At 70.7% G+C, this 13229-nt stretch carries 15 protein-coding genes; 8 read left to right on the top strand and 7 right to left on the bottom strand.

Annotated elements, in window-relative coordinates:
* Positions 1-251: 251 nt before the first annotated feature.
* Complete coding sequence (locus ACZ404_RS13260; protein ID WP_468439126.1) at positions 252-677, top strand: DUF6542 domain-containing protein; 426 nt, start codon at positions 252-254, stop codon at positions 675-677.
* Between the two features lie 35 nt (positions 678-712).
* On the opposite strand, the gene ppgK is transcribed toward ACZ404_RS13260, so the two are convergent.
* Positions 713-1465 carry a polyphosphate--glucose phosphotransferase gene (ppgK, locus tag ACZ404_RS13255; protein ID WP_468439124.1) on the bottom strand — a complete coding sequence of 251 codons (753 nt, stop codon included), beginning with the start codon at positions 1463-1465 and terminating at the stop codon, positions 713-715.
* 64 nt (positions 1466-1529) lie between these two features.
* Positions 1530-2546: a 4-hydroxy-3-methylbut-2-enyl diphosphate reductase gene (locus ACZ404_RS13250; RefSeq protein ID WP_468439122.1), complete on the bottom strand. Its 1017-nt coding sequence runs from the start codon at positions 2544-2546 to the stop codon at positions 1530-1532.
* Between the two features lie 91 nt (positions 2547-2637).
* Between ACZ404_RS13250 and xseA the strand changes: the two genes are divergently transcribed.
* The 3 genes from xseA (at position 2638) to ACZ404_RS13235 (ending at position 4811) form a co-directional block, all read left to right on the top strand.
* Entirely contained in the window at positions 2638-3846 is a 1209-nt protein-coding gene (gene xseA / locus ACZ404_RS13245; protein WP_468439120.1) for an exodeoxyribonuclease VII large subunit, read from the top strand.
* Positions 3847-3862: 16 nt separating this feature from the next.
* A complete protein-coding gene (locus ACZ404_RS13240) occupies positions 3863-4084 on the top strand; it encodes an exodeoxyribonuclease VII small subunit (protein ID WP_468439118.1) in 222 nt (73 codons plus the stop codon).
* 136 nt (positions 4085-4220) lie between these two features.
* Positions 4221-4811 carry a malonic semialdehyde reductase gene (locus tag ACZ404_RS13235; RefSeq protein ID WP_468439116.1) on the top strand — a complete coding sequence of 197 codons (591 nt, stop codon included), beginning with the start codon at positions 4221-4223 and terminating at the stop codon, positions 4809-4811.
* A gap of 88 nt (positions 4812-4899) precedes the next feature.
* Here the strand turns inward: ACZ404_RS13235 and ACZ404_RS13230 are convergent, their stop codons facing one another.
* On the bottom strand, positions 4900-5427 hold the full coding sequence (locus tag ACZ404_RS13230) for a DUF4245 domain-containing protein (protein WP_468439114.1): 528 nt from the start codon (positions 5425-5427) through the stop codon (positions 4900-4902).
* A 128-nt stretch (positions 5428-5555) separates the two neighbouring features.
* Here ACZ404_RS13230 and glpX point away from each other — a divergent pair, with 128 nt between their 5' ends.
* A complete protein-coding gene (glpX, locus tag ACZ404_RS13225) occupies positions 5556-6590 on the top strand; it encodes a class II fructose-bisphosphatase (protein WP_468439112.1) in 1035 nt (344 codons plus the stop codon).
* Between the two features lie 82 nt (positions 6591-6672).
* Here the strand turns inward: glpX and ACZ404_RS13220 are convergent, their stop codons facing one another.
* Together ACZ404_RS13220 and ACZ404_RS13215 are read right to left on the bottom strand one after the other, a co-directional pair.
* A complete protein-coding gene (locus tag ACZ404_RS13220) occupies positions 6673-7044 on the bottom strand; it encodes a WhiB family transcriptional regulator (protein WP_468439110.1) in 372 nt (123 codons plus the stop codon).
* 172 nt (positions 7045-7216) lie between these two features.
* Positions 7217-7918: a DUF1707 SHOCT-like domain-containing protein gene (locus tag ACZ404_RS13215; RefSeq protein WP_468439108.1), complete on the bottom strand. Its 702-nt coding sequence runs from the start codon at positions 7916-7918 to the stop codon at positions 7217-7219.
* Between the two features lie 168 nt (positions 7919-8086).
* Here ACZ404_RS13215 and ACZ404_RS13210 point away from each other — a divergent pair, with 168 nt between their 5' ends.
* A complete protein-coding gene (locus ACZ404_RS13210; protein ID WP_468439106.1) occupies positions 8087-9757 on the top strand; it encodes a fumarate hydratase in 1671 nt (556 codons plus the stop codon).
* A 50-nt stretch (positions 9758-9807) separates the two neighbouring features.
* On the opposite strand, the gene ACZ404_RS13205 is transcribed toward ACZ404_RS13210, so the two are convergent.
* Positions 9808-10038, bottom strand: coding sequence for a DUF397 domain-containing protein (locus ACZ404_RS13205; RefSeq protein WP_468439104.1), 231 nt, complete (start codon positions 10036-10038; stop codon positions 9808-9810).
* Positions 10031-10831 carry a helix-turn-helix domain-containing protein gene (locus ACZ404_RS13200; RefSeq protein WP_468439102.1) on the bottom strand — a complete coding sequence of 267 codons (801 nt, stop codon included), beginning with the start codon at positions 10829-10831 and terminating at the stop codon, positions 10031-10033. Before ACZ404_RS13200 ends, ACZ404_RS13205 begins: the two co-directional genes overlap by 8 nt.
* Positions 10832-10922: 91 nt before the next feature.
* Between ACZ404_RS13200 and ACZ404_RS13195 the strand changes: the two genes are divergently transcribed.
* Positions 10923-12308: a class II fumarate hydratase gene (locus ACZ404_RS13195; RefSeq protein WP_468439100.1), complete on the top strand. Its 1386-nt coding sequence runs from the start codon at positions 10923-10925 to the stop codon at positions 12306-12308.
* 72 nt (positions 12309-12380) lie between these two features.
* Positions 12381-13070 carry a cytidylyl-2-hydroxypropylphosphonate hydrolase gene (gene fomD / locus ACZ404_RS13190; protein ID WP_468439098.1) on the top strand — a complete coding sequence of 230 codons (690 nt, stop codon included), beginning with the start codon at positions 12381-12383 and terminating at the stop codon, positions 13068-13070.
* Positions 13071-13229 lie beyond the last annotated feature (159 nt).

Here is a 13229-nt window from a genome sequence, read left to right as displayed (position 1 = left end):
GCCGATCCCCCAGTTTACGGCGTCCCCCGGTGCTGCCTCGCGGGAGCGCCGAACGCCCGGCCAAGCTCTTCGCACCGGCGTGTCTGAGGGCCGATCGAGCACATAAGCAGACCTAAGTTGGTCCAATGGAGCAACGCAGGACCCGACCCCCGAACGGCGGGCGGCGCGGCGGCCCGCCACCCCGGTCGCTGCCGCCGCAGGCCCGGCGACGCCCCAGCGGCCAGGGCAGGAGTGCGCGGGAGGCGCAGCCGGTGGCGCGGTCCTCATCCGGCGCCCGTACGGCCCCGGCGGGCGGCCGCCTGGCGGGGATCCGGCTCACCGGGCTCGGCGGGGGGCTGTTCTGCACCGCGCTGATGTTCCTGCTCGGCTGCCTGGACCAGTGGATGTTCGGGGGCTCGCTGACCGTGTACGGCGTGCTGTTCCTGCCGGTGTGCGTGCTGACCGCGTCGTGGCTGCGCGGGGGCGACCTCCTCACGGCCCCCGTGGTCGTGCCGATCGCGTTCGCCGTGGGTCTGCTTCCCGTCGCCGACGGGGGCGGGGGGATGCTGGGCCGGCTGATGGGCCTGGTCACCGCCCTGGCCACCCAGGCCGGCTGGCTGTACGGCGGGACGCTGATCGCCGGGGTGCTGGTCCTCGTCCGCCGGGTACTGGACGTACGAGCCCGCCGCCGTGCGTGAGAGGGGGGCGCCGGGCGCCGGCCGGCGCCCCGCGGTTACCGGTGCTGCTCCTGCGCCGCCCGCATCGCCGCCCCCACGATCCCCGCGTTGTTCTGCAGCTGGGCCGGGACGATGTCCGCCGTGATGCCCTCGATGAAGGGCAGGAACTTGTCGGCCTTGCGGCTCACCCCGCCGCCGATGATGAACAGCTCGGGGGAGAACAGCATCTCGACGTGGGCGAGATACTTCTGGACGCGGCGCGCCCACTGCTCCCAGCTCAGGTCGTGGTCGTCCTTGGCCTTGCTGGACGCTCGCTTCTCCGCGTCCCGGCCGTTCAACTCCAGATGCCCCAGTTCGGTGTTGGGCACCAGGACGCCGTCCACGAAGACGGCGCTGCCGATGCCGGTGCCGAAGGTGAGCAGGACGACCGTGCCCCGGCGGCCCTGTCCGGCGCCGAACTGCATCTCGGCGACGCCCGCCGCGTCCCCGTCGTTGACCACGGTCACCGGCAGGCCGCCCAGCCGGCCGCTGAACAGGGCGCGCGCGTCGACGTCGACCCAGCTCTTGTCGACATTGGCCGCCGTACGGACCATGGCACCGCCGGTGACCACCCCGGGGAAGGTCAGGCCCACCGGCCCCGTCCAGCCGAAGTGGTCCACGACCTGCTTCACGCCCTCGGCGACGCCGTCGGGCGTCGCCGGTTGCGGGGTGAGCACCTTGCAGCGCTCCTGGGCCAGGTCGCCCTTGTCCAAGTCGACAGGGGCGCCCTTGATCCCGGATCCGCCGATGTCCACGCCGAAGATCTGCATGGCACCACGTTACGACGGACGACTGACCGTCACTACGGCGTACCCCCCGGCGCTTGCACCTCCGTCAGGGCGCGGTGGTGTCCTGGGCGCCCGAGCCACCGCGCTCGGCGGTCAGGGCGGCGGCCTCCTCGCGCAGGTCGCGGCGGAGTTCCTTCGGCAGCGAGAAGGTGATGGACTCCTCGGCGGCCTTCACGATCTCCACGTCGCCGTACCCGCGCTCGGCGAGCCACTCCAGCACCTGCTCGACCAGGACCTCGGGCACGGACGCGCCGGAGGTGACGCCGACCGTGGTCACGCCCTCCAGCCACGCCTCGTCGATCTCGTCGGCGAAGTCGACCAGGTAGGCCTCGCGGGCGCCGGCGAGCTTGGCGACCTCGACGAGCCGCTTGGAGTTGGAGGAGTTGCGCGAGCCGACGACGACGACCAGTTCGGCCTCGGCGCCCATCTGCTTCACGGCGAGCTGACGGTTCTGCGTGGCGTAGCAGATGTCGTCGCTGGGCGGGGAGACGAGCCCCGGGAACTTGGTCTTCAGGGCGTCGACGGTCTCCATGGTCTCGTCCACGGAGAGCGTGGTCTGGGAGAGCCAGACGACCTTGGACGGGTCGCGGACCTCGACCTTGGCGACGTCCTCGGGGCCGTCGACCAGCTGGATGTGGTCGGGAGCCTCGCCGGAGGTGCCGATGACCTCCTCGTGGCCCTCGTGCCCGATCAGGAGGATGTCGTAGTCCTCCTTGGCGTACCGCACGGCCTCCTTGTGGACCTTGGTGACCAGCGGGCAGGTCGCGTCGATGGTGGCCAGCCGGCCGCGCGCGGCCTCCTCGTGGACGACCGGGGCGACGCCGTGCGCGGAGAACATCACGATGTTGCCCGGCGGCACCTCCTCGGTCCGCTCGACGAAGACGGCGCCCTTCTTCTCCAGGGTCTGCACGACGTACTTGTTGTGGACGATCTCGTGCCGGACGTAGATCGGGGCCCCGTACTGCTCCAGGGCCTTCTCGACGGCGATCACGGCGCGGTCCACACCGGCGCAGTAGCCCCGGGGGGCGGCGAGCAGGACACGGCGGCCAGGCGAAGCGGTCATGCCACCCATCGTAAGGGTGCGTCCGCGGGCGCCGAGCGCGCACGGGCGGCCAACGGGCGGGAATGTCAGCGGTGGCCGTTACGCTCGCGGCATGGCTGTGAACACGTCTGCGGAGGCTCCGCTGCCCGTCGGTGAGGTGTCCCGGCTGATCGGGGGCTGGATCGACCGGCTGGGCGCGGTGTGGGTCGAGGGGCAGATCACGCAGTTGTCGCGGCGGCCGGGTGCCGGGGTCGTGTTCCTGACGCTGCGCGATCCGTCGTACGACATCTCCGTCGGCGTGACCTGTTACCGCCAGGTGTTCGACGCGGTCGCCGACGTGGTCGGCGAGGGCGCCCGGGTCGTGGTCCTGGCGAAGCCGGAGTGGTACGCGCCGCGTGGGCAGCTCTCGCTGCGGGCCGCCGAGATACGGCCGGTCGGCGTCGGGGAGCTGCTGGCACGGCTGGAGCGGCTGAAGAAGACGCTGGCGGCCGAGGGGCTGTTCGCACCGGAGCGCAAGAAGCCGCTGCCCTTCCTGCCGCAGCTGATCGGGCTGGTGTGCGGGCGGGCCTCCGCCGCCGAGCGGGACGTGCTGGAGAACGCCCGGCACCGCTGGCCCGCCGTCCGCTTCGAGGTGCGCAACGTCGCGGTGCAGGGCGTGCACGCGGTCCCTCAGGTCGTGCAGGCGGTGAAGGAGCTGGACGCGCTGGACGACGTGGACGTCATCATCGTCGCCCGGGGCGGCGGCAGCGTGGAGGACCTGCTGCCGTTCTCCGACGAGCAGCTCGTACGCGCGGTGGCGCAGTGCCGTACGCCCGTCGTCTCCGCCATCGGGCACGAGCCGGACAACCCGCTGCTGGACCATGTCGCCGACCTGCGTGCCTCCACGCCGACCGATGCGGCCAAGAAGGTCGTACCGGACGTGGGCGAGGAGTCCGAGCGGGTGCGGATGCTGCGGGACCGGGCGCGGCGCTGCATGAACGCGTTCCTGGAGCGGGAGGAGCGGGGGCTCGCGCACGCGCTGGCGCGGCCCTCGGTGGAGGATCCGCACCGGATGATCGACGAGCGCGCCGACCATGTGGCCGCACTGCTGGACCGCGGCCGGCGCACCCTCGGTCATCTCCTCGACCGCGCCGACTCGGAGCTGACGCACACGCACGCGCGCGTGGTGGCCCTCTCCCCCGCCGCCACCCTCAAGCGGGGGTACGCCGTGCTGCAGAAGGACGACGGGCACGTGGTGCGCGGCCCGCAGGAGGTGTCGGCGGGCGAGGCGCTGCGTGCGCGGGTCGCCGACGGTGAGTTCGCGGTGAAGGTGGCCGAATGATCGACAAGGTGGACGCATGACCGGCAAGGTGGACGAGGCGCTCTCGTACGAGCAGGCGCGGGACGAGCTGATCGAGGTGGTACGCCGCCTGGAGGCGGGCGGTACGACGCTGGAGGAGTCCCTGGCGCTCTGGGAGCGCGGCGAGGAACTGGCCGCGGTGTGCCGGCGCTGGCTGGAGGGGGCCAGGGCCCGGCTGGACGCCGCGCTGGCGGAGGAGGCCGAGGAGGACGCCGAGTAGCCGTGGACGGCGGGAAGGTGTGAAGGGGGTCACCGCACCCCGGGATTTGTTGAAGGTTGAACTTCCCCTCGCGTAAGGTCGTGCCGTCAGCCGATCCGGCACCCCGGACCGGGACACGCATCCGAGGAAGTCACGCATGTCTCTCGTTCTCGACCCGGCCGCCCAGGACCTGCTGTTCCGCGAGGCCCGCACCGCGAACACCTTCACCGACGAGCCGGTGACCGACGAGCAGGTCCAGGCGATCTACGACCTGGTCAAGTACGGCCCGACCGCCTTCAACCAGACCCCGCTGCGCATCACCCTGGTCCGCTCCCCCGAGGCCCGCGAGCGCCTGGTGCAGCACATGTCCGAGGGCAACCGGGCCAAGACCGCCGCCGCCCCGCTGGTCGCGATCCTCGCGGCGGACAACGAGTTCCACGAGGAGCTGCCGGCCCTGTTCCCGGCCTTCCCGCAGGCCAAGGACCTGTTCTTCGCCGAGCGCCCGGTCCGCGAGGGGTCCGCCGCGATGAACGCCGCCCTGCAGGCCGCCTACTTCATCGTCGGCGTCCGCGCCGCCGGTCTCGCCGCCGGCCCGATGACCGGCTTCGACGCCGAGGGCGTCCGCAAGGAGTTCCTGGACGGCGACCACACCCCGCTGATGGTCGTCAACCTCGGCAAGCCGGGCCCGGACGCCTGGTACCCGCGCTCGCCGCGGCTGGCGTACGACGACGTCGTGACGACCGTCTGAGCAGCCGCGCAGCGAGCCGCTGCGACGACAGAGGCCCCCGGCGGCGTGCCGGGGGCCTCTGTCGTGCGCGCACGGGGACCGCGGGCGCCTACTTCATCTGCAGGGCCTGCGCCATCTGCGTCAGCTTCGCGAAGGACGCCGTGCCGGCCACCACCGTCGTGGAGCCGGGCGTGCCCTCGAGGACGAGCGCGTCGTAGCGGCCGCCGGTGTAGCGGGTCCAGGTGCGATCGCCGATCTTCTCGGTCTTCTTCGTGGCCGAGGCGCCCTGGCTGGCCTGGTCGATGAAGTCGGGCCGCTTGTCGGTGGACTGCTCGATCTGCACGTACTGACCGTCGGGATCCTGGAAGCCGAGGTGCCAGCGGTCGTTGTTCTCGCCCTGGAAGCGTACGGACGTCGCCTTCCAGGTACTCGGGAGACCCTCGGGCGCGGCCACCGGGTAGCTCGCCGCCCGGCGTGCACTGAGCAGCTCGACCCGGTAGTCGACCCGCTTGAGATCGGGAGTGTGATCGTCGTGAGGAATGCCGAGGAAGTAGACGACCGCCGCCGCGATCCCGATGAGGCCCAGGGAGAGGATCATGTCCCGGACCGTCTTCTGCTTGCCGTTCGAACCTGCCACGCCCTCTATCGTCGCAGGTGTCCGGAGCGCTCATCCGTGGGGTCCCCTGCTCATTTTGTCTACCTAACGATAGAGTCGGGGCTGAGAACCCTCATCCGGCCGTCGTCGTATCAGAAAGGTGCGCTCCGATGACCGAGAATCATCACCTGCCGTCCGAGCTGGACGTGCCCTCCGAGGCCCCCGACCGCAACCTCGCCCTCGAACTCGTCCGGGTGACCGAAGCCGCGGCCATGGCCGCCGGCCGCTGGGTCGGGCGCGGTGACAAGAACGGCGCCGACGGTGCCGCCGTGCGGGCCATGCGGACCCTCGTCTCCACCGTGTCGATGAACGGCGTCGTCGTCATCGGCGAGGGCGAGAAGGACGAGGCCCCGATGCTCTTCAACGGGGAGCACGTCGGTGACGGCACCGGTCCCGAGGTCGACATCGCGGTCGACCCCATCGACGGCACCACACTGACCGCCAAGGGCATGCCCAACGCGATCGCCGTCCTCGCCGCCGCCGAGCGCGGAGCCATGTTCGACCCGTCCGCGGTGTTCTACATGGACAAGCTGGTCACCGGCCCCGAGGCGGCCGACTTCGTCGACATCGACGCGCCCGTCGCCGTGAACATCAAGCGCATCGCCAAGGCCAAGCGGTCCACGCCGGAGGACGTCACCGTCGTCATCCTGGACCGGCCGCGCCACGAGGGCCTGATCCGCGAGGTCCGGGAGGCCGGCGCGCGCATCAAGCTGATCTCCGACGGCGATGTCGCGGGCTCGGTCTACGCGCTGCGCGAGGGCACGGGCGTCGACCTGCTGCTCGGCATCGGCGGCACGCCCGAGGGCATCATCTCGGCCTGCGCGGTGAAGTGCCTCGGCGGCACCATCCAGGGCAAGCTGTGGCCCAAGGACGAGGAGGAGCGTGCGCGGGCCATCGACGCCGGGCACGACCTGGACCGGGTGCTGACGACCGACGACCTGGTCTCCGGGGAGAACGTGTTCTTCGTGGCGACCGGTATCACCGACGGTGAGCTGCTGCGGGGCGTGCGGTACCGGTCGGAGACCGCGCTGACCGAGTCGATCGTGATGCGGTCGAGGTCGGGGACGGTGCGCCGGATCGACTCCGAGCACCGGCTCAGGAAACTGCGGGCCTACAGCGCGATCGACTTCGACCGGGCCAAGTAGCACCCAGGGGAGGGGCAGCGCCGCGCGCCCCTCGGGTTGGGCGGCGTCCTCTGTGCGGAGAGGGCGCCGCCCATCGCCCGTTCTAACCCGCTATGCGGTTCGTCGCCGTGGCCGCCTTCTTCAGTTCGAGTTCGCGGCGGCGGCGCCTGGCCAGGACGACCCGGCGCTCGGCCGCCGTGAGGCCGCCCCAGACGCCGTACGGTTCGGGCTGGAGGAGGGCGTGCTCGCGGCATTCGACCATGACGGGGCAGCGGGCGCAGACGCGCTTGGCGGCCTCCTCGCGGGAGAGACGGGCGGCCGTCGGCTCCTTCGACGGGGCGAAGAACAGGCCCGCCTCGTCGCGCCGGCACACCGCCTCGGTGTGCCACGGCGCGTCCTGGTCCCTCTCTCGCGCCGGCACCCGCTGGGCCGGAACGGCAGCTACCTGCAGGGACGAATGCGGCGGTTGCAGCACGGTCTACTCCTGACGACGGCTTCGCGAGTGAGCGACGATGCGCAAGGCCTACCCGCTGTGCGCGCGCCTATGCACTGCGTTCCGGGCCGCGGGCGTGCGACGGCTTGTTCACGCCCCTGTGCGCCCCGCGCCACCGGGCGGCACCCTTCGGTCACCGGCGCCTTCGCGGCCGTCAGCGGTCCAGGTGCTTGCGCAGTTTCCTGTCGACCTTGTCCTGGACACGATCCAGGATGTCCGCCACCAGCTTGCCGCGCCTGGGCCGCGCCTCGACGTTGCCGAGCACGGCCCAGCCGTCGACGTAGACCACGGGGGCGTCGGACTCGACCGAGTCCAGCGTGTTCACCTCGAAGTTGCCGAGCACGCCGCCGCCCGTGCCGCGCAGCGAGATGTTCTCCGGGACGCGGATCTGGACGTCGCCGAAGACGGAGACGGCCTTGATCACGACCTGCTGGTACTCGAAGATCGCCTCGCTCAGGTCGATCTCCACCGAGCCGAAGATCGCGTACGCGTGCAGCCGGCGTCCGGCGCGCCAGCGGCCCCGGCGCATGGCGCTGCTGAAGACGGCCACCACGTTGGCGTCGGCCTCGGCCGGTATCGCGCCCGGGCTCGGGCGTGGGGGCACCGGCGTGTACGCGGGCGCCGGGGGCTGCTGGTGGGCGGCCGGGAGGTCGCGGATGAAGGCCTCCAGCTCGCCGACCGTCTTCGCGTGCAGCACCCCCTCCACGCGCTCGGCGTGCTCGTCGGCGGTCAGCCGGCCCTCGGCCAGGGCCTCACGGAGGATGTCGGCGACCCGGTCACGGTCGGCGTCCGAGGCGCGCAGCTCGGCGAGACGCGGTGCGGTGCCCTGGGCTTGAGCCTGCTTCTGAAGGTCCACGGCAGCAGCGTACCGAAACGCGATAGATCGCGACTAGGGGTGTGGACCACGCCGGGCGTGTCGAACTGAGCCTTACCTCACAGGTTCCGTGTCGGCGGCAGGTTCTAGGCTGGGCCTGCCCGCCAGCGTCGGCGGGCAGCCGTCCGTCAGAGTGAGGAATGGGCTGAGATGCCTGAGTTCGCGTACACCGATCTGCTCCCCCAGGGCGAGGACACCACCCCGTACCGGCTGGTGACCTCGGAGGGCGTGTCCACCGTCGAGGGACCGGACGGGCGGACGTTCCTCAAGGTGGAGCCGGAGGCGCTGCGCAAGCTGGCCGAGGAGGCCATCCACGACATCCAGCACTACCTGCGCCCGGCTCACCTCGCCCAGCTGCGCCGCATCATCGACGACCCCGAGGCGTCCGGCAACGACAAGTTCGTCGCCCTGGACCTGCTGAAGAACGCCAACATCGCGGCGGCCGGCGTGCTGCCGATGTGCCAGGACACCGGCACGGCGATCGTCATGGGCAAGCGCGGGCAGAACGTGCTGACGCAGGGCGGTGACGAGGAGGCCCTCAGCCGTGGCATCTTCGACGCCTACACGAAGCTGAACCTGCGCTACTCGCAGATGGCTCCGCTCACCATGTGGGAGGAGAAGAACACCGGCTCCAACCTCCCGGCCCAGATCGAGCTGTACGCCACGGACGGCGGCGCCTACAAGTTCCTGTTCATGGCGAAGGGCGGCGGCAGCGCCAACAAGTCCTTCCTCTACCAGGAGACCAAGGCCGTCCTGAACGAGGCCTCCATGATGAAGTTCCTGGAGGAGAAGATCCGTTCGCTCGGTACGGCCGCCTGCCCGCCGTACCACCTGGCGATCGTCGTCGGCGGCACCAGCGCCGAGTACGCCCTGAAGACCGCGAAGTACGCCTCCGCGCACTACCTGGACGAGATTCCGGCGGAGGGCTCGGAGCTCGGCCACGGCTTCCGCGACAAGGATCTGGAGCAGAAGGTCTTCGAGCTGACCCAGAAGATCGGCATCGGCGCCCAGTTCGGCGGCAAGTACTTCTGCCACGACGTCCGCGTGGTCCGTCTCCCCCGCCACGGCGCGTCCTGCCCGGTCGCCATCGCCGTGTCCTGCTCGGCCGACCGCCAGGCCGTCGCGAAGATCACGGCCGAGGGCGTCTTCCTGGAGCAGCTGGAGACCGACCCGGCGCGCTTCCTGCCGGAGACCACGGACGAGCACCTGGACGAGGCCGGCGACGTCGTCAGGATCGACCTCAACCAGCCGATGGACACGATCCTCGCCGAGCTGACCAAGTATCCGGTGAAGACCCGCCTGTCCCTGACCGGCCCGCTGGTCGTGGCCCGCGACATCGCCCACGCCAAGATCAAGGAGCGCCTCGACGCCGGCGAGGAGATGCCGCAGTACCTCAAGGACCACCCGGTGTACTACGCCGGCCCGGCGAAGACCCCCGAGGGCTATGCGTCCGGCTCCTTCGGCCCGACCACGGCCGGCCGCATGGACTCCTACGTCGAGCAGTTCCAGGCGGCGGGCGGCTCCAAGGTGATGCTGGCGAAGGGCAACCGGTCGAAGCAGGTCACCGACGCGTGTGCCACGCACGGCGGCTTCTACCTCGGCTCCATCGGCGGTCCGGCCGCGCGTCTCGCCCAGGACTGCATCAAGAAGGTGGAGGTCCTGGAGTACGAGGAGCTGGGCATGGAGGCGGTCTGGAAGATCGAGGTCGAGGACTTCCCGGCGTTCGTCGTCGTGGACGACAAGGGCAACGACTTCTTCACCGACCCCGCCCCGCAGCCGACGTTCACGTCGATCCCGGTCCGGGGCCCTGGCCTGGCGTAAGGCCCTGTGACGGTACTGGGCGGCTCCAAGCGGTTGGGGCCGCCCCACAGTCACCGGAAGGCGCCCTCCGCCTTCCCCACCGCGGAGACGAACGCCGACCATGCCGGCCTCCCGAAGACCACCGCCGGACCGTGCGGCACCTTCGAGTCGCGGACCGGGAGGCCGTGGGGGTAGTGGCGGTCGAGTACTTCCAGGCAGTCGCCCGCATTCCCGCCGCTGTAGGACGACTTGCGCCAGCCCTTCAGTATGGACGCGTCGAGAATCGTGTACTGCTCAGTCATGGTGGCCGTATTCCTTCGCGATCGACCGCAGCAAGCCCAGTGACTCCCGCTGCGGCAGGGCTTCTCCCAGCACGAGAGCGTAGGCATCCTGGATCCGCTGAACCAGTGCGGGTTCGTCGTGCAGGGTGCCCGAGAAGGACCCCTCCTCGTAAGCCACCGGAGGCTGGTCCTCGAACCACATCAGCTTGACCATGCTGTTGAGGAGGGGATGTCCCCCGTGTCCCAGCGGCAGGATGTGCAGTCTGATCCGCTCGGTTTCCGCCAGCCGCAGGAGACGCAGCATCTGGCTCGCCATCACCTCCGGGCCCCCGATGGGCCGTCGCAGCACCGCCTCGTCGAGCAGTGCCCAGACGAGCGGGGTGCGGGGATCCTCGAGGATCCGTGCCCGATCGAGCCGTGCGGCAACGTCCTTCGCGCGCTCCTCCTTGACCAGCGGCGGGTAGGAGGCGTCACGCAACACGGCATCGGCGTACGCCTCCGTCTGAAGAATCCCGGGCACGAAAGACAGCGCGAACTCCCGGATGACGGCGGCCTGCTGTTCCAGCTCGCGTGCCGACTCGAAGTAGGGGGCCACCGGCCTGCGGTCCCCTCCCGGCCGGAAGTTGCTCAGGGCACCCCCGGTGTTCAGCACCCGATCCAACCGCCGAGCATCCTCCTCCGAAGGCACCCGGCGCCCCGCCTCGATGTGGGCGATGTGGGTCCGCGACATGATCGCCTGCTCCGCCAGTTGCTGTTGCGTCAGTCCCGCCGTTTCCCGCTGTTCCCTGAGCCAGTCGCCGTACGCCGTCCCCACGAGGTACCCCCTGCCGCACCGCCTTGCAGTCGATCACTTACTCAGCGTAGTGGCCGGGAACAACGGCGGGCGGCGAATCGTCATAACTGCCATGAGCGACTACCGCATCGAGCACGACTCCATGGGCGAGGTCCGCGTCCCCGCCGGCGCCAAGTGGCGTGCCCAGACGCAGCGCGCCGTAGAGAACTTCCCCATCTCCGGCCAGCGACTCGAACGCGCGCACATCGAGGCGCTGGCCCGGATCAAGGGAGCCGCCGCCAAGGTGAACGCGCAGCTCGGTGTGGTCGACAAGGACGTCGCCGAGGCCATCCAGGAGGCGGCCGGCGAAGTGGCGGACGGCACGTGGGACGAGCACTTCCCGGTGGACGTGTTCCAGACCGGCTCCGGCACCTCGTCCAACATGAACACCAACGAGGTCATCGCCACCCTCGCCACGGAGCGGCTGGGCCGGGACGTGCATCCCAACGACCATGTGAACGCCTCGCAGTCGTCCAACGACGTGTTCCCGTCCTCCATCCACATCGCCGCCACCGCCGCCGTCACGCACGACCTGATCCCGGCCCTGGAGCATCTGGCCGCCTCCCTCGCGCGCAAGGGCGAGGAGTTCGCCGACGTCGTGAAGTCCGGGCGGACTCATCTCATGGACGCCACGCCGGTCACGCTCGGGCAGGAGTTCGGCGGGTACGCGGCGCAGGTGCGGTACGGCGTGGAGCGGCTGCGGGCCTCGCTGCCGCGGCTGGCCGAGCTGCCGCTGGGCGGGACCGCGGTCGGGACCGGGATCAACACGCCGCCGGGGTTCTCCGCGGCGGTGATCAAGGAGGTCGCGCGGGTCACCGGGCTGCCGCTGACCGAGGCGCGGGACCACTTCGAGGCGCAGGGCGCCCGGGACGGGATCGTGGAGACCAGCGGGCAGCTGCGGACGATCGCGGTCGGCCTGACGAAGATCGCCAACGATCTGCGGTGGATGTCGTCCGGACCGCGCACGGGGCTGGCCGAGATCCGGCTGCCCGATCTGCAGCCCGGCTCGTCGATCATGCCGGGGAAGGTCAACCCGGTCGTCCCCGAGGCCGTGTTGATGGTGGCCGCCCAGGTGATCGGCAACGACGCGACCATCGCCACGGCCGGCGCGTCGGGGAACTTCGAGCTGAATGTCATGCTGCCGGTCATCGCCAAGAACGTGCTGGAGTCCGTGCGGCTGCTCGGCAACGCGGCGCGGCTGCTGGCCGACCGCACGGTGGACGGCATCACCGCCGACCGGGAGCGGGCCCGCGAGTACGCGGAGTCCTCGCCCTCGGTGGTGACCCCGCTGAACAAGTACATCGGTTACGAGGAGGCCGCGAAGGTCGCCAAGAAGTCGCTGGCCGAGCGCAGGACGATCAGGGAGGTCGTGCTGGAGAGCGGTTACGTGGAGCGCGGCGATCTCACCCTGGAGCAGCTGGACGAGGCGCTGGATGTCCTGCGGATGACACGGCCGTAACAACACGCCCGGCGACGGTGAACCGTGACGCCCACCGCAGCGTCGTATGCCTACGGCACCTAATATCTGTGCATGGCGGACGACGGAGCGATGAGACGAGTGGCGGCGGGCCGTGCGGCGTACTGGACCCCGGGGACGCAGATCCTGTGGCGGTACCGGGAGAACGCCGGTGCGCACTTCCACATCGCGCGGCCCGTCACCGTCGTACGGGACGACGCCGAGGTGCTCGCGGTGTGGATGGCGCCCGGCACCGAGTGCGTGAAGCCGGTGCTGGCGGACGGCACGCCCGTCCACCTGGAGCCGCTGGAGACCCGCTACACCAAGCCGCGCACGGTGCAGCGGGACCGGTGGTTCGGCACGGGCGTGCTGAAGCTGGCCCGGCCGGGTGAGCCGTGGTCGGTGTGGCTGTTCTGGGAGCCGGGCTGGCGGTTCAAGAACTGGTACGTCAATCTGGAGCAGCCGCTGGCCCGTTGGGCGGGCGGGGTGGACTCCGAGGATCACTTCCTGGACATCTCGGTGCACCCGGACCGCACCTGGGACTGGCGCGACGAGGACGAGTTCGCGCAGGCCCAGCGGGACGGTCTGCTGGACGAGGTGACCGCCGAGCGGGTGCGCGCGGCGGGGCAGGCGGCGGTGGAGGTGATCGCAGCGTGGGGCCCTCCGTTCTCGGACGGGTGGCAGCACTGGCGCCCGGACCCCTCCTGGGCGGTACCGTCACTCCCCGAGGACTGGGACCGTACGCCTGCGCACGTGTCCTCATGAGACCCTTGATGCGCCCCCGGGCAAGAAACGTAGGATCGTCCTCCGCAAGGGCGCCAAGGAGCAGCAACCACCGGAGCATGCGCCGGGCCTGACCATACGTCACCGAGGGGCGGCAGGACGTGAGCGAGGGGTACGAGGGCAACACCACCGCGGGCCCGC

The organism is Streptomyces sp. NPDC030798, from assembly GCF_055572275.1.
This window is presented reverse-complemented; position numbering and strand designations above follow the sequence as displayed.

What these genes read in the sequence shown, in the direction of transcription:
- ppgK (WP_468439124.1), bottom strand. Translation starts at nt 1,465, where the DNA reads ATGCAGATCTTCGGCGTGGACATCGGCGGATCCGGGATCAAGGGCGCC.
- ACZ404_RS13250 (WP_468439122.1), bottom strand. Translation starts at nt 2,546, where the DNA reads ATGACCGCTTCGCCTGGCCGCCGTGTCCTGCTCGCCGCCCCCCGGGGC.
- xseA (WP_468439120.1), top strand. Translation starts at nt 2,638, where the DNA reads ATGGCTGTGAACACGTCTGCGGAGGCTCCGCTGCCCGTCGGTGAGGTG.
- ACZ404_RS13240 (WP_468439118.1), top strand. Translation starts at nt 3,863, where the DNA reads ATGACCGGCAAGGTGGACGAGGCGCTCTCGTACGAGCAGGCGCGGGAC.
- ACZ404_RS13235 (WP_468439116.1), top strand. Translation starts at nt 4,221, where the DNA reads ATGTCTCTCGTTCTCGACCCGGCCGCCCAGGACCTGCTGTTCCGCGAG.
- glpX (WP_468439112.1), top strand. Translation starts at nt 5,556, where the DNA reads ATGACCGAGAATCATCACCTGCCGTCCGAGCTGGACGTGCCCTCCGAG.
- ACZ404_RS13210 (WP_468439106.1), top strand. Translation starts at nt 8,087, where the DNA reads ATGCCTGAGTTCGCGTACACCGATCTGCTCCCCCAGGGCGAGGACACC.
- ACZ404_RS13205 (WP_468439104.1), bottom strand. Translation starts at nt 10,038, where the DNA reads ATGACTGAGCAGTACACGATTCTCGACGCGTCCATACTGAAGGGCTGG.
- ACZ404_RS13195 (WP_468439100.1), top strand. Translation starts at nt 10,923, where the DNA reads ATGAGCGACTACCGCATCGAGCACGACTCCATGGGCGAGGTCCGCGTC.
- fomD (WP_468439098.1), top strand. Translation starts at nt 12,381, where the DNA reads ATGGCGGACGACGGAGCGATGAGACGAGTGGCGGCGGGCCGTGCGGCG.